The following is a 21,320-nucleotide window of genomic DNA, read 5'->3' on the forward strand; positions in this document are numbered from 1 at the left end:
GTCAATCTAATCGCAGCAAAGCGGGTCGCCAAGGCATTTGTTCACTTTTGTTCTCATTTTGTCAGCAGCAAAGGGCTCCCTCCCTTTTCGGCGCAAACTTCATGACCTATCTTGAAACCATGCGTTTCAACCAGCTTCTCTGTTCCTCCCCCAAAGGCCTTTATTGCCCGCCCGGCGATTTCTACATCGACCCTGTGCGCCCGGTCGAACGCGCGCTCATCACCCACGGGCATTCCGATCATGCACGCTCCGGCCACACTCATGTGCTGGCAACGCCCGAAACGCTCGACATCATGGCGCTGCGCTACGGCGCAAACTTCGCGGAAACGACCCAACCGATAAGCCTCGGTGAAACCCTTACGATCAACGGTGTCCGGGTGAGTTTTCATGGCGCAGGCCACGTGCTCGGTTCGGCCCAGATCGCAGTGGAGAAGGCGGGAACCCGCATTGTCGCTTCCGGCGATTACAAGCGCGCAGCCGATCCGACCTGCGCGCCTTTTGAGCCTGTCGCCTGTGATGTCTTCATCACCGAAGCAACCTTTGCGCTGCCGGTCTTTCGTCATCCGGATGCGTCACACGAGATCGCGACGCTTCTCAGATCAATCCGGCAATTTCCTGAACGCGCGCACCTTGTCGGTGCCTATTCGCTGGGCAAGGCACAGCGTGTCATCAAACTCATACGCAATGCTGGCTATTCAGAACCGATCTACATTCATGGTGCGCTGGAAAAGATCTGCAATTACTACCAGTCGCAAGGTATCGATCTCGGCCCCCTTGAACCAGCAACCCTGGAACGTGACGAAGCACAGCCGGATTTTGCAGGCAAGATCATCGTCGGCCCGCCCTCGGCCTTTTCCGACCGTTGGGCACGGCGTTTCCCCGATCCCATTTCGGCATTCGCCTCCGGCTGGATGCGCATCCGCCAGCGCGCCAAACAACAGGGCGTGGAGCTGCCGCTCATCATTTCCGACCATTGCGACTGGGATGAACTGACCGCGACCATAACGGAAATCGCACCCGCCGAAGTCTGGGTCACCCATGGGCGCGAGGAAGCGCTCGTTCGCTGGTGCGAGCTGCAGAACATACCGGCAAAGCCGCTGCATCTCGTCGGCTATGAAGACGAGGGCGATTGATGCGTGCCTTCGCTGAACTTCTTGACCGACTGGTTCTGACACCGCAGCGTAACGGCAAGCTTCGGCTGCTTGTCGACTATTTCCGCACCACGCCCGACCCGGATCGCGGTCTGGCGTTGGCGGCAATCACGCGCGATCTCGAACTGCAAAGCGTGAAACCCGCCATGCTGCGGGCGCTGATAGCCGAGCGCACCGATCCTACACTCTTTGCCTATTCCTATGATTATGTGGGAGACCTCGCCGAAACGATTTCGCTTATCTGGCCCGGTCCGAGCGAAACCGCGCCCGGCGCAAATCTGCCACTTGGGATCGTGGTGCACGAATTGCAGAATGCTTCGCGTCGCGAAGGCCCCATGCTCGTGGCAGGATGGCTCGATCTGCTCGGCATTTCTGAACGCTACGCGCTGTTGAAGCTCGTTACCGGCGGTTTGCGCGTCGGGGTTTCAGCCCGTCTGGCCAAACAGGCCCTTGCTGATTTCGGCGGCGTCAACGTCGTGGAAATCGAGGAACTCTGGCACGGCCAGTCATCACCCTATGAGGCGCTTTTCGCCTGGCTGGAAGGCCGTGGTGAAAAACCTGCCGCCACCGCAGCCGCACCCTTCCGCCCGGTCATGCTGGCAACTGCCCTCGATGAAGCTGACCTCTCCTCGCTCGAGGCGCCTGCCTACAGTGCAGAATGGAAATGGGACGGCATTCGCGTGCAGGCGGTTTCGGAAGGTGGCGTGCGCCGCCTCTATTCGCGCACCGGTGACGATATTTCCGGCGCATTCCCGGATATTCTGGAAGCTATGGATTTCGAAGGCGCAATCGATGGCGAACTGCTCGTCGGTCATCATGGCGAAACCGGCATAGAAACAGCCACTTTTTCCGATCTCCAGCAACGACTGAACCGCAAGACCGTGAGCGCGAAGCAGTTACGCGACTATCCGGCTTTCGTGCGCGCCTACGATCTGCTGCAGGAAGGAAACCAGCAGACAGGCAGCGATTTGCGCACCTTGCCTTTTTCCGAGCGCCGCGCCCGCCTGCAAAATTTCGTCGGCAGGCTCGATCCGCGCCGCTTTGATCTCTCACCCGTCCTGCCCTTTGGCGACTTTCAGGAACTGGCGGAGTTTCGCTCCAATCCACCCCATCCCGTCATCGAAGGCGTGATGCTGAAGCGTCACGACAGCACCTATCTGCCCGGACGCCCCAAGGGGCCATGGTTCAAATGGAAGCGCGATCCCTTTACCGTCGATGCCGTGATTGTCTATGCCCAGCGTGGGCACGGCAAGCGCTCCAGCTATTATTCAGATTTCACCTTTGCCGTCTGGACGGGACCGGAAGACGAGCCGGTGCTCGTTCCGGTTGGCAAAGCCTATTTCGGCTTTACGGACGAAGAACTGAAATTGCTGGACAAGTTCGTGCGCGAGAATACCACCGAGCGCTTCGGACCGGTCCGGTCTGTCCGCGCCGAACCCGATCATGGGCTTGTGGTAGAAGTCGCTTTCGAAGGCCTCAACCGTTCCACGCGCCACAAATCAGGTGTCGCCATGCGCTTTCCGCGTTTTTCGCGGCTTCGGTGGGATAAACCGCCCCGCGAAGCGGATCGGCTTGAAACGTTGGAAAAGCTGCTGACCTGACGAGAGCGCCGATCTGATTGAAGCAGATCGAAAAGCGCTCTAACCTTTTGTTTTTTATGCGCATTTTATCTGATCGAAGCAGGATCAGAAATCAGTCCAGTGAACTGATTTCCCTGCGTAGGCGTTTCACTCTTTTCGGAATGCGCTTTAATCAGCCGCCGTCGAAACGCGGATCTCATAGATGTTGACCGGCTTGCCGGAACCGCTGAGATCAGAGTTGACGGTGATGGTGCCCGCGCGACCCGCCTTCTGACCGGACGGAACAGTCATGTCAAAAAGGAAGTCGCTAATGGAATCGCGCACGTCATAGCGCCTGCGTCCACAGTCGCCAAGACTGCCGAAATCGCAATTGACTGACATCTGGGTCGTCTTGCCATCATCGGTGCGTGCCACGATGTTGAAGGTCGCCTTCTTGCCTTCCAACTGATTCAAGATGCCTTCACCGACGTCAAATGTAACCGTATCTTCGGCACCGGAAGACTGGATGCGGGCAAAACTGCGCGTGCCTTCCTGTTTGATTTCAGCCGTCGCACGTCCTTTGACCGACATGCGTGTCGCCTCTGACGGCTGGAAGATGGTTATCCACTTCAGCCCGCCTGGCTCCTCGCCTTCCTTCAAGGGCGCAATATTGCCGTCGCTATGCAGCGGATTATTCGCCGGTCCACGGCTCAAATCGATAAAGCTGTTATAGAGCGAATAACCGATGAAAGCGGCGACAGCCAGTACGAGCGCCGGTATACCGTAGCTGTAGAAAGGTGAATGGCGTTTCTTTTTCCTGCGGTCCTTGCGCGACACGCCGCCCTCATAACCAAGGTCGGCACTGCTGCGCTTCTTCTGCCGCGAGGTCGCACGAATATCGCCGGTGTCGAGTGCGGGCGATGCTTCTTCCGCCCTGCCGCCAAGCACCGGGTCTTCTCTGAACGAAGCGCCGAGCGACGGCTCGCGACGATCTTCCGTGCTGCTGCCGGTCTTGAATTCCTGTTCAATACGAGAGATTGCATCCTTCAGTTTCTGACGACGCTCTTCCTTTTGCGCATCGCTGAGCGCGGTGTTCGTCGCAAGAGCGCGCTCATGCGCACCCCAGGCGGATTCATAAATTCGCTGGCGGGTCGCCGGATTATGCGCATCCGCCTTGGCAAATGCATTCCTGATCGCGCGCTCAATACTTTCCAAAGGCTGCTCTTCCCTTGTTCGTTCTTCCCGCCATCTTGTCACGCCCCCAACAGGAGCAAGCGGTCCCCGATACAGACGATTTCATAAGCCTCAGCGAAATTAACGTCTGAATCAAGGCATTTACCTGTTCATCACCCGCTTTGACTAGCTGATAAGCATGTCGGAGACACCTAATATTAACTCTGAATGCGGTTTTCCCCCATCCGTATAGCGTTACAGGATCAAACTGCGCCCGTTGCGGGTGAGCAAGACATCCTGAAGTGTGCAGGCGATTCCCTCCCAATGGGCATTTTCGGCAGAAGCAGCGCCCCTATGCTTCCAAAACATGCACATCGGCTGACTTTCGACACGCCTTGTCAAGCTTTTCAACGACAGCGGGGCAGACCCTATCGACAAGCTGGCTCGCACGCTTTTGATATTGCCGTTGGACAAAGAGCTGCTAAAACTATTACGTTTACGCAAACGTCAATCAAGGAGGACGGTTGAAGATGGCCTTGCCGGATATTCTGAAAAGCAGACTGCGCATCCCGGTGGTTGGTGCTCCCCTATTCATCATTTCCCATCCGGCTCTGGTGATGGCGCAGTGCAAGGCAGGTGTCGTCGGCTCTTTTCCTGCGCTCAATGCCCGCCCTGAAGCGCAGCTTGATGAATGGCTGGCAGAGATTACGGAAGGCCTTTCCGCTTACGACAAGGCCAATCCCGACCGGCCATCCGCGCCATTCGCGGTCAACCAGATCGTGCACCGTTCCAACAAGCGGCTTGAGCACGATCTCGGCCTTTGTGTGAAGTACAAGGTGCCGATTGTCATTTCCTCGCTCGGTGCAGTGCCGGAAGTGAATGCCGCGATCCATTCCTATGGCGGCATCGTCCTTCATGACGTCATCAACAACCGCCACGCCAATTCAGCAATCCGCAAGGGTGCGGACGGCCTCATCGCAGTTGCTGCCGGTGCGGGCGGCCATGCGGGCGCGCTATCGCCCTTCGCACTTGTGCAGGAAATCCGCTCCTGGTTCGATGGACCCTTGCTCCTTTCCGGCGCCATCGCCAATGGCGGCTCCATCCTTGCGGCGCAGGCCATGGGCGCCGATCTTGCCTATATCGGCTCGCCCTTCATCGCCACGACAGAAGCGCGCGCGACAGATGCCTATAAACAGATGATCGTCGACTCGAATTCATCCGACATCGTCTACTCCAACTATTTCACGGGCATTGGAGGCAACTACCTGAAGCCGTCCATCGCTAATTCGGGCCTCGACCCGGACAACCTTCCGGAGGCTGATCCTTCCAAGATGGACTTCGACAAGGCGCAGCAGGACGGCGCCAAGGCATGGAAGGATATCTGGGGCTGCGGTCAGGGCATCGGCGCTATCCGCGAAGTGGCTCCTGCCGGACAACTGATCGACCGGCTCGAGCGTGAATACAAGGAGGCTCGCCAGCACCTTTGCGCGGGCGCGTGATTCTCTGATTTTCACGACACCGCGTCGGCTTCGACGGCCGGCGGGGTGTCAGCACTCCATATGCCCGACGAAACTACCATAACTTCCATCTCGCAAAACCGACTCGCTTGCGCAGTGTCAGGCTCTCGCGATAGGCATGGCGTGAAACCTTTTGAACAAACATACATATTGTTTGATTTGGGCCTTGCTTTCCTCCATGCTTTTGGTTATCAGCGCACCGTCCAGCCAGAAATGGTTGGCTTCCTTCGGGAAATTGGAACGCAATGTTCCGGGCCGCTTTAGCTCAGTTGGTAGAGCACATCATTCGTAATGATGGGGTCAGGTGTTCGAGTCACCTAAGCGGCACCATAAAATCAATGACTTAGCTAGTTTTCGTTTTCACCATATTGATGCTAGCAATCAAATAGCAATCACCTTCGCTACACGTAATCTGCTCGGCAAAACTGTCTTATCAAGCAGCATAAAATCCCTGTGGAAAAAGGTTCTGGAACACACAGAAACCACCTGAGCCGCACGTCGTTAGAATTAATGCTTGTCAATTTCTGCATTGCCGAACTCGACTAATCTTGTTGTAATGTTATCAACAAGTTCTGACACCTTTCGTAGTCGGACACCCTCCGTTGTTATGTGAGCTCAAATAAATGGCGAAAAAGCCAGATACAAAAACGAGCAGCCTAGCCTTGAGCAGCTCTATCTCAGCCTCACCGAGCACCTTGTTCGAAAATACAATATGTCATTAAGCTTTCTCGCGACGCACACTGACAGTCCTCGAGAACATCCCCTGCCCTCAACAAATTATGAGCTTGACCATCTACTGACATCTGAGCAAGCCGCCAGTGTATTAGGTTTAAGTCCAAAGACCCTAGCTAACTAGCGGGTACAGGGCATTGAGAACTTACCTTATCGAAAAGTGGGCAAAGCCATTCGTTATAAATACGGCGATCTATTTAGCTTTCATTGATCTACAAAAGAGGGAAAACACTAGTCAGAAGTGAAGCAGATTCTATTATCTGAAAGTGCCATGACTAATCATTTTGAATGGCCGCAATGGGGCCGTTTGCAGCAAAAAAGCGCAATGGCCGCTTTGGAGTGCGTATATATTTTACTGTAATGTCTGCTATAAAGCGCAAATCCAACTGTCAGCGATCAGCATAACATATGGCAAAACCCCACTTTTGCCATATGTTTCCTTTCACTGTAGTTCACCATTGTTATAAGGCATGCAATAACTCTGATCCGACTGGTCAAGCCAGTTCAAGTCACACTTCATGAACTTCGAATGCCCCATCTTTCTGTAGAATTCGCTTATCACTTTGACTCGTATCGCTACTATTTTTCAGTCGAGCATTGGACACTTCATTGCTTTACGCGGCCTTGTTTTTGAGAATGTCGAGCGCGACGTCGATGATCATGTCTTCCTGGCCGCCGACCATGCGGCGCTTGCCAAGTTCGATGAGGATTTCACGCGTATCGACGCCATAGAGTTTCGAGGCGTTTTCCGCATGACGCAGGAAGCTCGAATAGACGCCCGCATAGCCGAGCGAAAGGCTTTCACGGTCCACGCGCACTGGACGGTCCTGCAACGGACGCACCAGATCATCGGCAGCATCCATCAGGCCATAGAGGTCGCAACCCGTATCGATGCCCTTGCGGTTGAGAACGGCGATCAGACCTTCAAGCGGCGCATTGCCCGCCCCTGCCCCCATGCCCGCCAGCGATGCGTCAACGCGAACAGCACCCGCTTCGATACCGGCAACGGCATTGGCAACGCCGAGCGTCAGATTGTGGTGGGTGTGAACGCCGATTTCAGTTTCAGGCCGTAGCGCATCGCGCAGCGCCTTCACGCGAAGCGTATATTGTTCGGGCAACAGCGCGCCTGCCGAGTCGGTGACATAGACGCATTCCGCGCCATAGCTTTCCATCAGCTTCGCCTGTTCGACAAGCTTTTCGGGCTCGGCCATATGCGACATCATCAGGAAGCCGATAGTGTCCATGCCCAGTTCCCGCGCGGCCTCGATATGCTGGCGCGACACGTCGGCCTCGGTGCAATGGGTCGCAACGCGAACCGAGCGTGCACCGGCATCATAGGCTTCCTTCAGCTCATGCACCGTGCCAATGCCCGGAATGAGCAGCACGGTGACGCGGGCATGCTCGCAGGCGTCGGCAACCGCGCCGATCCATTCGACATCGTCATGCAAGCCGAAACCGTAATTGAAAGTCGAACCGGCAAGGCCGTCGCCATGGGTGATTTCAATCGCGTCCACCTTGGCTGCATCCAGCGCCTTCGCAATCACGACGACATCCTTCAGCGTGTATTGATGGCGGATCGAATGCATGCCGTCGCGCAGCGTGACATCCTGAACATAGAGCTTATCGGGATTGGAGCGGGCCATTATGCAGCCTCCTTGGCAAGCGCTTTTGCTGCCCAATGATCGGCGGTGACCAATGCAGCGGATGTCATGATGTCGAGATTGCCGGCATAGGCAGGCAGATAATGTGCAGCGCCTTCCACCTCGAGCAGGATGGTCGTCTTGAGACCCGATACGAGCCCGATGCCCGGCACGCGAACGGGCGCATTATCGCCGATGACTTCGAACTGCACTTTCTGCTTCAGGCGATAGCCCGGCACATAGGCCTGAACCGTCTTGACCATTTCGGTAATCGAAGCTTCGATGGCTTCGCGGCTGCCGCCTTGCGACAGAACAAACACCGTATCGCGCATGATGAGCGGCGGTTCGGCAGGGTTGAGAATGATCAGCGCCTTGCCGCGTTCGGCACCGCCCAGATCACGGATCGCCTTCGACGTGGTTTCGGTAAATTCATCGATATTCGCGCGGGTGCCGGGACCAGCCGAACGCGACGAGATCGAAGCGACGATTTCGCCATAGACCACGCGGTCGGTTGCGCGCTTGACGGCATAGACCATCGGGATCGTCGCCTGACCACCGCATGTGACCATGTTGACGTTGGGCTCGTCGATATTGGCGTCGCCATTGATGGCCGGAATGGTGAAGGGGCCGATGGCGGCAGGCGTCAGGTCGATGACCTTCTTGCCGTCTTTCTGCAACAGCGCGTCATTATGCAGATGCGCCTTGGCCGAGGTTGCATCGAACACGATATCGATATTGCGATATTCCGGCATACGCATCAGCCCGTCGATGCCTTCATGGGTGACCGGAACGCCGAGCCGTGCGGCGCGTGCCAGACCATCCGAATTCGGATCGATGCCGACCATTGCGCCCATCTCGATATTCTTCGACGTGCGCATCACCTTGATCATCAAATCCGTGCCAATATTGCCGGAACCGATGATCGCGCATTTCTTCTTGGACATAGTGGGTCCTTTCTGATCTTCCAGCCGGTTACTTCACGCCTTGCTTAAAGTTCAACAGCAGCCAGTTCCTGCAAACTATAGCTTGGCTCAACGGCAACCGTATTGCGCAGAGGATGGCCAAACCCTTCAGCTACGATCTCGAAAACATCGCCTAGTTGGGTGTGAATTTTATCGGCAAATGACAGCGTGGCTGTGCCGAACATATGGACATGAACATCGCCCGGCTGGCGGAAAATCGCGTACTTGAAATGGTGATATTCGAGATTAGCAATCGTGTGGGACATGTTCGCCTCACCAGACAAAAACGGCTTTTCCCATAAAACTCTGCCGTCACGCAGAATGCGACTAGTCCCCCGAATATCTAGAGGCGCAGCACCAATCCGGATTTCCGGTCCCAAGGATGCCGGACGCAGCTTGGAATGGGCAAGCCAGAGATAATTGCCCCGCTCCGTCACATGATCGGAGAACTCATTGGCCACGGCAAACCCCAAGCGCATCGGGCGACCGTCATCTGCGATAACGTAAATTCCCGCTATCTCCGGCTCTTCCCCGAAATCCTGTGCGAATGCCGGCGAAACCAATGCCGCACCAGGTGAGGCTAGAGTGTGGCCGTTGCCTTTGTAAAACCATTCTGGCTGCACGCCTGGTTCACCTGCCAACGGTTTGCCGCCTTCAAGGCCCATACGGAACATCTTCATGGAATCCGTCAGTTCGGCTTCTTCCGTCATGACCTTGGCATGCATGCTGTCACGGGTCGCAGCCGATCCCAAATGGGTGAGCCCCGTGCCGGTCAAATGCAAATGTGCCGGATCGAAATGAGTAATCGGCGGCAGGTAGAGGCCATCGGCGGCCAGCCTTTCCGGTTCAAACTGCGCTCCGAAGCCTTGTCCTTTGATCTGATCGACGAGGCTCCTACCGCTTCGGGCCGCAGCAAGCGCCAGTTCGCGCACGCTGGCCGCGCCAAGCACTTCGCGCGCTGGTTCGCCGTCCTCCCGTGCTAGAACGCGGATCGCTTCGTTCTCGTCCTGAATTTGAGATAACAACATTTCCAAACTACCTTTTGCTGGAGCGTTACATGCTCAGGATCAGCTTGCCGAAATTGTCGGCAGCTTCCAGCATGCGATGCGCTTCCATTGCGTCACTGAAGGGTAAAACTGCATGGATGGTCGGCGCGATTGCACCCGATGCGAGGACCGGCAACCAGCATTGGCGGAAACGCTCGACAACTTCGGCTTTCTCGTCTGCCGAATGCGGCCGCAGGGTAAAACCACGTAGCTGCAGCATCTTGGTCAGAATGGCGGGCACATCAGCCTCGGCCTTTCCGTTGCTGAGCAGTCCCACGAATGTCATTCGACCTCGCCAGCGTAAAAGCGCAATATGACGCGCCAGATATGCGGGGCCGACGAAGTCTTCGATCACATCGATGCCATCAGGGTAGATCTCGCGGGTTGCCTCGGCAAAATCGACCTCGCGATAATTCAAAACATGTGCCACACCCCAATCGCGGAGGCGACGCGCCTTGTCCTCGCGCCCCACGGTGGTAACGATTTCTGCCTCTACATGTTGCGCCATGCGGATCGCAGTACTGCCGACGGCGCTACCGCCCGCGTGGATCAGTACCCGCTCACCTGCCTTAAGGCACGACAATTCGAATAAAGTCTCATGGGCCGTACAGAATGTTTCAATGACTGCAGCTGCCTGCACATCATCCCAGTCTGAAGGAACCACAACCACATGCCGCCAGTCGGCGACTGCATATTCTGCATAACCACCGCCCGAAAGAAGAGCTGCAACCCGCTTGCCACGTAGATAATTTGGTACATCGCCGCCCGTTTCGACAACTTCACCGCCGCATTCAACGCCCAGTACAGGATTTGCGCCCGCAGGTAGTGGATAGACACCTGTTCGCTGCATAGCATCAAGCCGATTGACCCCCACAGCGCCAACACGGATCAGCACCTCATTTGCAGTCGGTGTCGGGCGCTCCACTTGCATAAAACGCAGCGCTTCCGGCCCACCCGGTTCCGGAGCATGGCAGATTTTCATCATAGACACGGATCAGTTTCCTCCAGTTTGCTCGGCAGGCTTGTCCATTTCTGCATGGAACCATTGTTCCTGAATGAAGCGATACTCCCCTTCATATCCGCGCCTGACACGAGCAAAGCCGGGAAAGTGGATATGCATTCCGCCAACAAGAAGGTCTTCATCGACGCAGCGCTGCAGAATCCTGCGACGCGACAAAGCAGCGGCAGGCGTATCGGTGTCGAAAATCATCCCAACATCAGGATCGGCAAGCTGCACCTCGGGCACATGAACAGTGTCGCCCCAAATGATCATTGCTTCACTGCGGGAGCGCAGAATGTAGCAACTGTGTCCCGGCGTATGTCCAACGGATGGAACAGCAGCGATCCCAGGCAGAACTTCGCACTCAGCATTGAAAATTCGCACGTTATCAGCGAGATAAGGCGTTATCTGAATGCGCCCAGCATCAAAATAAACCCGCTTCTGGCGCTCCGTAGCGCGAGCTTTTGCCTCGTCATCGAACCAATGCTGAATTTCCGCCTCATGAACATGAACAACCGCTCGCGGAAAATGTTTAGCACCGGTTTCCGGATTGGTGAGACCATTGGAATGATCTGGATGGATATGGGTCAAAAGCACGTCAGTAACCGCTTCCGGCGCGATATCCAGCCGTGTGAGAAGTTCCGGCAATCGCCCGCAAGTTGGCCCCATGATGTCGCCCGAACCGCAGTCGATAAGGATAACCCGGCTTTCATGCTGGACAAGAAACGCGTTGATTGAGACAACTGGAGGCGCGATCCGTGTCTCAGCGGTCAGAAACTGTTCCAGCCGTGCAGCATCGCCATCACGGAAAATATCGAAAGTGTCGTAGGCGACGTAGCCGTCGCAAAGCGTTGTGACCAACATATCGCCTAGCGGGCGATGATAAATAGCTGGTATCTGTTCGAAGCCGCTCATATCTGCCTGCCTTTCCCGACAAGTTCCGGTTGCGGCGTTTCAATGAGGTCGTAAAGCTCCGCAAGCCGGCGGCGCAGCTCGGCGCGCGACAGTTTGCCGATTGCATTGCGCGGCAACTCATCAATGGCGACAAAAAGCCTTGGCCGTTTGTAAGAGGTCATGCTGGCCAGCGCGGGGGCAAGACGCTCCTGCCAATCCGATGGTGGACATTCGGCAACCAAAGTGACGATTTCACCCCAATATTCCGACGGAAAGCCGAGCGCGATTATTTCGGTTTCGGGAAGTGCGGCGGCCAGCGCTCGCTCGACCTCATCTGGGGCTACTTTGTAGCCGCCGGTTTTCATCATGTCGGACTGGCGTGCCACGAGAAAAAGACAGCCCGTCTGATCAATCCTTCCTAGATCACCGGTATCGTGAAACTCGCCGGGTGCAAGCATCTTCAGGCCGCTGACCGTGATGTAGCCCCGAAACATATGCGGGCTATGCAGGAAAATATGCCCCGACTCGCCGTCTCGAAGTACGCGACCTCCATCGTCGCGAATTTCAATCCGCACGCCCGTTGCCGCCCAGCCGACGCACAGCCCCTCATCGGTGCTGGCGTTTCCGGCATAGGCTTCGGCGGTCTCGGGAGGTGAGAGCACGGTGATTGGATTGAACATCTCGCTTTTCCCGTAGGTGACGCGGATGATCTCACCAAATTGCGCAACAGCCTTGTGATACAGCATCGGGGACAGAGGAGCCGTTCCCGTCAGTATCGTATGCAATTGCGGCTTGGCGCTGTCGGTCTGTTCCAACGCCTCGGTCAACTTGGCGAGCACTGTCGGCGGCGCAAACATTTCAGTGATCGAACCTGACGCCAGAAGCGGCAGAACGGCGGCTGTATTCACACCATGCATCAGATGCACGCTCGCGCCTTCGGCAAGATAAGCGAAGGTCAGCAGTGAACTCCCATGCGAAAAGGGCGTCATCAAGAGGATACGGTTTTGCGCGCCCGGACGAGTGGGAAGGACCGAACGCAAGAGAAGCCCCGCCGTCCAGCGTCCGAGATGCGTGTGGATAGCACCCTTAGCAGGCCCCGTGGTGCCACTTGTGAAAACGATACGGCTCGGCGTTTCCGGCTCCACATCCGGCCACCCTTCCGCCGTCAGCGGGCGCGGTGCGCATTTGCGCACATCCTCCACCGCAACGCACGGCGTCAGCGTCATCGTTGTCGCTCGGTCGAGAAGCACAATCCGAGTACCTGTGCAGGAGAGCGCGTGATCGAACTCTTTCTGGCTGAGTACGGGATTAATCGGAACCTCTGTCGCTCCAGTCAGCGCAACGGCATAGCTTGCCGCCGCTGCCAGCATCGAATTTTGAAAAATCGTTGCGATAAAATCGCCGGGACCAAGGCCAAGCGCACTCAGACGATCGGCAATGCCCGCCGCACGGTCAACGATCTCAGCGATTGTATGACTACCCTCAACATCAATGATGCCGACACGCTGACCATAGCGTCCGCGCATGGTCGCAAGTTCATTTCCCCAATGCATTTGGTCCTCCCGTACTCACCGTACTTCCTCGGGAAAATGTTCAGGCTCAAGCGGGTCCTCATTGTTCGCCGCCAAGGCCCGAGACCATTTTTCCAACCACCAACCATAGGGTTCAGGCCAACTGGAAAAATCGCGTTCCACTCCCATCTCCCAGGCCACGTGGCGCACCCAAAAAGGGTTGAACAGCATCTGGCGGCCAATACAGATCAAATCGGCCTTGCCCTCGCGGAGAATGGTTTCAGCATGTTGACCCGTGCGGATCATACCGACAGCGGCGGTTGGCATTCCTGCTTCGCGACGCAGTCTTTCAGACAGTGCTACCTGATAGCCCGGTCCCCGCGACAGGTTCGAGTTAGTCGCGCCAGCACGCATATTGCCGCCGGAGGAACAGTCGATGAGATCGACACCTGCAGCCTTCAGCGCTCGGGACAGCACGACACTTTCGTCTTCGGTCCAGCCGCCGTCGATCCAGTCCGTCACCGAAAGCCTTGCAAAAAGCGGCATCGAATCCGGCATAATTGAGCGAAGCCGGTCAACCACCATCAGGGGCAGGCGCATTCGGTTTTCGAGATTACCGCCAAAACGGTCGGTGCGCTGATTGGCCAATGGCGAAAGAAAGCTCTGGAGCAGATAGCCATGCGCCAAATGTAGTTCGAGCAAATCAAACCCTGCGAGAATAGCCCGACGAGCACCCGCTGCGTAGGCATCAACGATACCATCAATCTGCTGTTCGCTCATTTCGACCGGCGTTAGCCAGTTTTCCGATAACGGAATAGGTGAAGCTCCCATCGGATAAAGCTGAATATCGCCTGCAGCCAGATTGCGCTCCGAAATCGGACCGTTACCTTCGTGCGCGCGCTGTTGCCCGCCCTTGCGCCCGCCATGACTGATCTGGATTGCAGTTTTCGCGCCATAGCGTTTCATCTCGGAGACCAATCGCGCCATTGGCTCGATATGGCTGTCGGACCAAAGACCGGGATCGCCGTTGCTCACACGACCGGCGCGGGTCACGAAAGTCTGCTCCATGATGACAAGACCCGCGCCTCCCATGGCCATGCGTTCATAATGCGCGAACTGAAAGGGCGTCAGGCACCCGTCTTCCGCCGAATAAGTACCCATGGGCGAAACGACGATGCGATTTTTCAGAGTCACGCCGCGCACATGGTAGGGATGGAATAGAAGTGGTCCTTTTGTCATCTGGTATTCCGATCCTATCGGTTACCGGTCAATGCGAGCGTGTCACGCAAAACGTCGGCAATCGGAATATTCGCTCCGTCATCAAGCGCCGCGAATAGTTTCGCGGCGTGATCACGCGCAACACCAACCGGGCCTCCAAGCTCGGTTAACCTGCACTCGAACACCTCCAGAGAACGTTCTTGTGTTTGATAGATCAGATTGCGTGGCATTTCCTGAGAATGCGCTTCGCGTTCACTGCCATCCTTCATGGTCACCGTCAGCAGCGAATCCCACGCGCCGTTAACCGCGTCGGGGATAACAGTCGTCTTGGCGATCAGATCGAGGACCAGCGGATCGTTGCGCAGCTCATTGCCCATGTCATAGGTGATGTCGCCTTGCGACAGCATGGTCGCCACTGCAAAAGCGGTGCTTGCCTGCGTCTGAACCAAACGTTCGTAAGGGCCCTTAAAGTTGGTGCCTGGATAGGCCGTGAATGGCTCCCAGAGCGTCACCTTGATGTCAGCAATCTCGCGCGGATCGATTTTGTCCAAGTAGAGCTTCTGCGCAGCCATGGCTGCTGCCATGTTGTCCCCGAGTGTTGCGTAGGGTTTCGCTTGTATGGAGTTCATGATCGCCGGATCGGGCGGTAGAGACCACACTTCCGGGGTGGCATCCATACCGGCCACTGTGGCCAGAAAACCTTTCGGACCATCAAGAGCCTGCGGCGCGCCCATGACGCCCGCCTTGGCAAGACAGGCTGCAATCAGCCCACCCTGTGCTGCGCGGCCATTCTGTACACGCCATTCATCGGCACCAGCACGAACCGGTTCTAACGTGCCTGCGGTGGTGGATGCAGCGATCGAAACAGCGGAGCCTGCTTCTGTGGCATTTAGTCCGAGAAGAGCAGCACTACCGGCAGCAGCAGCAATAGTGCCGAAGGTTGGGCTGGTGCGAAATCCGCGCGCAATCAGTTTTCGCGCGACGACCTCATCACGCCCGAGCCAGTTAATCACACTATAGCCAGCGACCAGCGCACGGAGCACATCTTCAAGCGTCGCGCCGTTGCGCTCACCAAGCGCGACAATAGCAGGCGGCACAAGCGAGCCGGGATGTGTCCAGGATTCATGGTCCGTGTCATCCTGAAAATGCGCATGAACCGCGACGCCATTGGCAAAGGCAGCTTCGCTTGCCGAAAAACGTGCGCCGGATATCCATGCGGTCGCGGAATTGGGGGCACCCTCACCCAGCGGATATGACAAAGCAACCGCTGCCCGCGCAGTGGGTTCTGTGCGTGCCGCAAGTGCCAAACCCAATGAATCGAGCAGGCAGATCAAAGCCTTTTCCCGAACGGAACGTTCCAGTATCAATGTGGAATAACTGGCAAGGTAGTCACCAAGAATCTGGCTTGCGATTTTCATAGTGTCCTTCTCCCAAAAGACGAATTTTTTATTTCGGTGCGCCCTACCGCCTATCCGCGGCTGTAAAGCCAGGCACGGCTGGTTCCCATACCGGCCTTGCGCAGGCGCACGAGGCTCAAGGCATGGCTCCAGGCCGCAGCGAAAACATCCAGCACTGTCGCTTTGTCGATCTGTTTGAGGCCTTCGCGTGCCAGAATTTCCGCCATCACGCCCTCGGCAGGAACAATAACTTCCGCCCCCCGCGCGATTAGCTCCCGCGCAGTTGCCGTAAACGTTTCAATTAATTGAGCGGGCTCGTCGCGCGCTGCAATTAGCTCATATTCATCCATGCCAGGCGATAGCGCCGTGACCTCCAGGACCCGTGTTTCCAAATGATGCTTGGCCACCGAGAGCTTGGTCATGTAGGCAACATTCGGAGCGTTCGAAATCAGACCAATTTGTCCACCAAGCGAACAACCGGTCAGCAGAGCAGCTTCCGTCAGCGAGACAACCGGAATATCGACAGCCGTACGCATCTCTCGCAGATATGGCTCGCTGAATGACCCCATGATGAAGGCGTCATAACCCTGCTTCTCTGCCTCGACAGCCTGCTCTACGATGGGTGCAAGCACACGATGATAGAGATAGGCGTTGCCAAGCGCATCGCTTGGGCTCTGGTCGCCGTAAGTACCCTCCGGTAAGCCCTGAACATGCACTTCAGCCTCACCATCCAGCAAACTGCGGGCATGGGCTTCTATACCGCGCTTGTAGGCGTCAATTCGGCTCAACTCATTGACCGATTGGTGCCAGAATTTCATTGCCATGCTTTTTCCTCCCTAAGTTCTCCCGTTCAGGCGGAAGCTTGGCTCTTCACAGCAGCGGCGGTGGGAAACACTTCCGGTCCCATCGGCTTTTCGCCGTTGGACGAAAGTGCCCGGCCCCATTTTTCGAGCCACCAGCCATATTGCGGCGGCCAACCGGAGAAATCGCGATTAACGCCGAGCGCTTCGGCCGCATGATGTGCCCAGAACGGATCAAACAGCGCCTGACGGCCCAGGCAAATCAGATCAGCGCGGTCCTCCCGCAATATGGCTTCCGCGAATTCCGGCGTCCGGATCATGCCGACGGCGGCAGTCGGAATGCCGGTTTCCTTGCGTATCTGCTCAGCGAAAGGCACCTGATAACCTGGGCCTCGACCAAGGCTGGAATTGGTAGCACCGATGCGCAGATTGCCGCCGGAGGAACAGTCGACAAGATCGACACCCGCGTCGGACAATGCGCGCGCCAGAACGACACTGTCCTCCATCGTCCAACCGCCATCGATCCAGTCGGTGGCTGAAATGCGCGCGAGGAGTGGCATAGAATCAGGGATGACCTGCCTTACGGCGCGCACGACTTCCAACGGAAAGCGCATGCGATTTTCAAGACTGCCGCCATAGTCGTCAGTGCGCTGATTGGCGAGCGGCGACAGAAAGTTCTGCAAGAGATAGCCGTGCGCCATATGGATCTCGATGAGATCGAAACCTGCAAGCATCGCGCGTTTTGCTGCGGCGACAAAAGCCGACCGAAGGCCGTCAAGGTGATCGAGAGAAATCGGTTCCGGCGTCAGCCAGCCCTCGCCTAGTGGCAGCGCCGATGGCGCCAGCGGTACCCATTGTTCTTCACCCATCGCCAGATCGCGTTCGGTCAAGGGTCCGTTACCGCGAATGGCACGCTGCATACTGCCCTTGCGCCCACCGTGATTCAGCTGAATTCCGGTCTTCGCACCATAAGATTTCATATGACTGACAATCGACCGCATTCCAGCAATCTGGCTGTCATCCCACAGGCCCGGATCACCATTGGTCACGCGACCACGTCGGGTGATGGAGGTCTGCTCCACCATGACCAAGCCAGCACCACCCATGGCAAAATTCGCGTAATGCGTATGGTGAAAGGGCTGCAGTTGCCCGTTCTCCGCCGAGTAGGTTCCCATCGGCGAAATCACGATGCGGTTTTTCAGCGTCACACCACGCAGTTTGAATTCGGAAAATAATCGGACATTCGTCGGCATTTTTGCTCCTCCACAAATTTCCCGGACCATGCCTGTCAGAAGACATAGCTCTCCCGTTCCGCAGCCATGCGAGCGCGGATTGCATCATTCCCTATTGGCGATTGCCGGTTACTTCGGCGTCAAATCCCCCACGAGCGGCGGCGTGCAGGACGCCTGCGCATTGAACGTGGTTGGAATGATGACGCGACGTGGCTCTTCCCTTTTCCCGTGCGCAATCAGATCAAGCAACAAGGCCGCAGCCGTTGCGCCCACTTCGTTTTGATCCCAGCTGACGACAGCAATCGGCGGCTGATGCAGATCGGCCAGTTCGCTTTGCCCAGACCCTACGACCGAAATATCTTGCGGGATGCGTAATCCCCGCGTGCGAACCGCCTTCAACACGCCTGCAAGCATATCAATGCCGCCTGCAATAATGGCTGTCGGAGGTTGCGACATTCCGAGCAGGGAAGACGTCACTCGATAAGCCTGATCGCGTAAAAAGCTCTCTGCAATGATCAGTTCCGGGGCTGGTTCCAAACCGCGCTCCTTGTAAGCACGCATGAAGCCGCGAACGCGTGCGCCACCCGGGTGCAATCTGGTCGGGCCCGTCAAAAGTGCGATGCGACGATGACCAAGATCAAGCAAATAGCCTGTCGCCTGAGCAATACCGGCCTCGTGATCGGCATAGACGGCGTTGCACCATGACGGTTGATCCCGGTCAATCATTACGAACGGCACAGGTAACGTGCGCAACAGCTCTTCGAACTCGCCCTCTATCGGCGTATAGGGGCCCATCAGTACGCCATCGACCTGCCCGCTCGAAAAGCTGCGCAGCAATTCAACCTCGCGGTTGCGACGACCTTCGGAATTAGCGATCAGCAGTGCATAACCGGACTCATTGAGCATGTTATGTGCCGTGGATACAAAACCACCCAACTGCGCAATATTGATTTCGCGCAGGATGCAGCCCACCGTCTTTGTCCGCCCCATGCGCATCGACTTTGCCGCGGCGTTGGGTACATAGCCCAATTCCGCAATCGCACTTTCAACCGCCTTGCGGATTTGCGGGCGCACATCGGCAGCATCGTTGACCACGCGCGAAACCGTACCGATCGATACGTTAGCGAGCAAAGCGACATCGCGTATGGTAGGGGTTTTGGCCATGTTCAATCCGTAGCGAAGCCTTTCAGATTTCAAAGTTCCATTGTTCGGTAGCGACCCTATATCCGGTTCCCTCCCGCACAAGCCAGCCGAATCCGGGGAAATGAATATGCATTCCGGCAACGAGCATGTCCTGTTCGAAAATCCGTGCCAGCAGGTTTGTGCGGTTACGAGCCGCCATATCCGGATCATGATCGAAGCTCATTGAAACTTCGGGACGGGCAACCTGAATTTCGGGAACATGAGCAAGATCACCCCAGACAATCATCTGCTTGTCTTCCGAATTCAAGAGCCAGGTACTGTGGCCCGGCGTATGGCCCGCGCATTCCACAAGCGTAATGCCTGGCAGCACCTCTTCACCATCATCAGCAAGTCTTAGTCGCCCGTCACGATACGGGTCCACCTGCTCACGCGCCCAACCGAAATAACGAAGCCGCTTACGTTCGTCTGCTGCTTGCATTTCGGTATCAGAGTACCAGTGCTCGATTTCCTTGCGGTTGGCGATCACCGTCGCATTCGCAAACAATCGTTCACCCGTCACGGGGTCGGTCAGTCCACAAGAATGATCCGGATGACAATGCGTGAGGAGAATATGGTCCACCTCCTCCGGCCGCACGCCAGCTACCTCCAGATTTTCGAACAATTTGCCCGCCGTCGGACCGAATTTTTCGCCGGAACCACAATCAATCAACACGGTACCGACAGGACCCCGCAGAAGGAAACAATTGACCGAGATTCTCGGCGGTGAAACCCGATGATCCCGCGCCATCATCTCATCGACTTCATGCGGTTCGAATTCACGGAAAATATTATAACCCATCTCAACATAACCGTCGGAAAGGGCTGTCACGAGAAAAGAACCGAAGCGGCGGTGATAGACGCCGGGTATCTGTCGGGTGGGCAAGCTGTTCATCACAAATCGTTCCAGATCAAATATGTATGCATTTCATATCGGGCCGTTGCTTCATCACACCAGATCAAGCTCGCGCAGATCTTTCAATTCCTCGATGCGGTATAGCTTTTCAAACAACGGACCCAGCTTTTCTTCGGGCAGGAGAATGCCAGCGCAATCCTCGAATTTTTCCTTCAAAGCTTCACGGTCAAGCTGCATCTGCCAGCTTCCACGTGCATGTTCCACCGGTTCATGACGCAGCACTGTGCCATCTTTCAGGGTGATCCAGATGAGATCGAACGGTGCAAACGGTAGATCTTCGCCCGCTTCTTCTTCATTGACCGTCACCTCAACACGCTCCAGCATAGACTGCACATCGCTGCGACTGACGAATTCATCTGTCAACTCCTTCAGTCCCACTCGTCGGGCCACGACAGCACTCGCCATTGCGAACTCCATAGAGAATTTGGCTGCCAAACCGGTCTGCGGACGGGCGTTGCGCAACATGAGTTGCTGGGTCACACCTGTATGAACATTGATTTTCACGATTTCGGATGGAGCAATATCGTTTTCATCAACAAGATCGAGCATGGCATCAATAGAACGATGGGTCGCATAGCATGTGGGATAGCGTTTAATATTGACGCCATAACGCGCAGCCATCGATTCCTCACCAATTTTGAACGCATCGGCGCTCAAGATCGGAGCCCCTGACGGTGAAAACGATTGCAGGAAACCCACCCGGTGCTCAAGCGCATCAGTGCTACCGGTATAGCCTGTCTTGGCAAGCAGCGCAGCTTGAATGCCTGATTGCGCCGTTCGTCCGGCATGCAGCGACTTGGTCATAGAACCAAAATTTGCAACCAAACCAGCCGCCAACGAAGCAGCAATGGCCAACGCATGTGCGGTTTCTTCAGAAGAAAGCTTGTTGAGCCTGGCAGCACCAGCAGCACAGGCCAGTGTTCCCATGACCGCGGTGGGATGGAACCCACGGTCATGCAAGCGTCCCGCCTCCAGCGCTGCCAGGTGAGCCCACAATTCGTAACCGACGAGATAGGCTTCCAGCGCCTCCTGGCCAGAGGATTGCAGCGCATGTCCTTCCGCCAAGATCATGGGCACCAGCACCGCACTGGGATGACCGGCAAGCGCCACATCATCAAAGTCCAGAACATGGGCCGCCACACCATTGACGAGTGCGGCATCCGCCGCACCATATCGCTGGCCGTTGACGGCGCCGGGTGCGTCATTGCTTCCACTGGCAGGCGTTGCAATCGTCGCGACGAATTCGACCGCCGGTTCGCGCGCGCCAGCAAGCATAGTGCCGACACAGTCCACGATACCGATGCGTGCGGCGTGAACCGCCTCTGCCGGAACATGAGCGAGGTCGAAATTCTTGATGAACTCCGCGGCCTTGATCGTGATGCTATCCATGATG

General features: G+C 56.4%; 17 protein-coding genes and 1 tRNA gene. 4 read left to right on the forward strand and 14 right to left on the reverse strand.

The window, feature by feature from the left end; translation table 11 throughout:
• Positions 1 to 119 precede the first annotated feature (119 nt).
• Complete coding sequence (locus tag ACYSN1_RS11395) at positions 120 to 1,133, forward strand: ligase-associated DNA damage response exonuclease (protein ID WP_461725881.1); 1,014 nt, start codon at positions 120 to 122, stop codon at positions 1,131 to 1,133.
• Positions 1,133 to 2,752 carry a cisplatin damage response ATP-dependent DNA ligase gene (locus ACYSN1_RS11400; RefSeq protein ID WP_461725755.1) on the forward strand — a complete coding sequence of 540 codons (1,620 nt, stop codon included), beginning with the start codon at positions 1,133 to 1,135 and terminating at the stop codon, positions 2,750 to 2,752. The genes ACYSN1_RS11395 and ACYSN1_RS11400 overlap by 1 nt, the downstream gene beginning before the upstream one ends.
• 147 nt (positions 2,753 to 2,899) lie before the next feature.
• On the opposite strand, the gene ACYSN1_RS11405 is transcribed toward ACYSN1_RS11400, so the two are convergent.
• Positions 2,900 to 3,925 (reverse strand): hypothetical protein, encoded by a 1,026-nt coding sequence (locus tag ACYSN1_RS11405; protein WP_461725756.1) that lies wholly within the window; start codon positions 3,923 to 3,925, stop codon positions 2,900 to 2,902.
• A gap of 488 nt (positions 3,926 to 4,413) precedes the next feature.
• On the opposite strand from ACYSN1_RS11405, the gene ACYSN1_RS11410 reads away from it, so the two are divergent.
• Together ACYSN1_RS11410 and ACYSN1_RS11415 are read left to right on the forward strand one after the other, a co-directional pair.
• Positions 4,414 to 5,382, forward strand: coding sequence for an NAD(P)H-dependent flavin oxidoreductase (locus ACYSN1_RS11410; protein WP_140019372.1), 969 nt, complete (start codon positions 4,414 to 4,416; stop codon positions 5,380 to 5,382).
• 272 nt (positions 5,383 to 5,654) lie between these two features.
• Positions 5,655 to 5,730: transfer RNA gene (locus ACYSN1_RS11415), tRNA-Thr, on the forward strand.
• Positions 5,731 to 6,746: 1,016 nt separating this feature from the next.
• On the opposite strand, the gene dmpG is transcribed toward ACYSN1_RS11415, so the two are convergent.
• From dmpG to ACYSN1_RS11480, 13 genes are all read right to left on the reverse strand, one after another.
• Positions 6,747 to 7,775 carry a 4-hydroxy-2-oxovalerate aldolase gene (dmpG, locus tag ACYSN1_RS11420; protein WP_461725757.1) on the reverse strand — a complete coding sequence of 343 codons (1,029 nt, stop codon included), beginning with the start codon at positions 7,773 to 7,775 and terminating at the stop codon, positions 6,747 to 6,749.
• A complete protein-coding gene (locus ACYSN1_RS11425; protein WP_461725758.1) occupies positions 7,775 to 8,716 on the reverse strand; it encodes an acetaldehyde dehydrogenase (acetylating) in 942 nt (313 codons plus the stop codon). Before ACYSN1_RS11425 ends, dmpG begins: the two co-directional genes overlap by 1 nt.
• A gap of 44 nt (positions 8,717 to 8,760) precedes the next feature.
• Positions 8,761 to 9,762 carry an AraD1 family protein gene (gene araD1, locus ACYSN1_RS11430; protein ID WP_461725759.1) on the reverse strand — a complete coding sequence of 334 codons (1,002 nt, stop codon included), beginning with the start codon at positions 9,760 to 9,762 and terminating at the stop codon, positions 8,761 to 8,763.
• 25 nt (positions 9,763 to 9,787) lie between these two features.
• On the reverse strand, positions 9,788 to 10,765 hold the full coding sequence (locus ACYSN1_RS11435) for an NAD(P)H-quinone oxidoreductase (protein WP_461725882.1): 978 nt from the start codon (positions 10,763 to 10,765) through the stop codon (positions 9,788 to 9,790).
• Between the two features lie 9 nt (positions 10,766 to 10,774).
• Positions 10,775 to 11,695 (reverse strand): MBL fold metallo-hydrolase, encoded by a 921-nt coding sequence (locus ACYSN1_RS11440; protein ID WP_461725760.1) that lies wholly within the window; start codon positions 11,693 to 11,695, stop codon positions 10,775 to 10,777.
• Positions 11,692 to 13,227, reverse strand: a complete 1,536-nt coding sequence (locus ACYSN1_RS11445) for a class I adenylate-forming enzyme family protein (RefSeq protein ID WP_461725761.1) — start codon at positions 13,225 to 13,227, stop codon at positions 11,692 to 11,694. The genes ACYSN1_RS11440 and ACYSN1_RS11445 overlap by 4 nt, the downstream gene beginning before the upstream one ends.
• A gap of 15 nt (positions 13,228 to 13,242) precedes the next feature.
• The gene (locus ACYSN1_RS11450; RefSeq protein WP_461725762.1) at positions 13,243 to 14,424 is read right to left on the reverse strand and encodes an NADH:flavin oxidoreductase/NADH oxidase; all 1,182 of its coding nucleotides are present in this window, start codon (positions 14,422 to 14,424) and stop codon (positions 13,243 to 13,245) included.
• 14 nt (positions 14,425 to 14,438) lie between these two features.
• Positions 14,439 to 15,821 (reverse strand): MmgE/PrpD family protein, encoded by a 1,383-nt coding sequence (locus tag ACYSN1_RS11455; RefSeq protein ID WP_461725763.1) that lies wholly within the window; start codon positions 15,819 to 15,821, stop codon positions 14,439 to 14,441.
• A gap of 50 nt (positions 15,822 to 15,871) precedes the next feature.
• Entirely contained in the window at positions 15,872 to 16,624 is a 753-nt protein-coding gene (locus ACYSN1_RS11460) for an aspartate/glutamate racemase family protein (protein ID WP_461725764.1), read from the reverse strand.
• 26 nt (positions 16,625 to 16,650) lie between these two features.
• Complete coding sequence (locus ACYSN1_RS11465) at positions 16,651 to 17,853, reverse strand: NADH:flavin oxidoreductase/NADH oxidase (RefSeq protein WP_461725765.1); 1,203 nt, start codon at positions 17,851 to 17,853, stop codon at positions 16,651 to 16,653.
• Between the two features lie 108 nt (positions 17,854 to 17,961).
• A complete protein-coding gene (locus ACYSN1_RS11470; protein ID WP_461725766.1) occupies positions 17,962 to 18,996 on the reverse strand; it encodes a LacI family DNA-binding transcriptional regulator in 1,035 nt (344 codons plus the stop codon).
• Between the two features lie 22 nt (positions 18,997 to 19,018).
• A complete protein-coding gene (locus ACYSN1_RS11475; protein ID WP_461725767.1) occupies positions 19,019 to 19,906 on the reverse strand; it encodes an MBL fold metallo-hydrolase in 888 nt (295 codons plus the stop codon).
• Between the two features lie 54 nt (positions 19,907 to 19,960).
• Positions 19,961 to 21,316, reverse strand: a complete 1,356-nt coding sequence (locus ACYSN1_RS11480; protein WP_461725768.1) for an MmgE/PrpD family protein — start codon at positions 21,314 to 21,316, stop codon at positions 19,961 to 19,963.
• Between the last annotated feature and the right edge of the window lie 4 nt (positions 21,317 to 21,320).

It is taken from the genome of Brucella sp. LJL56 (assembly GCF_054871705.1).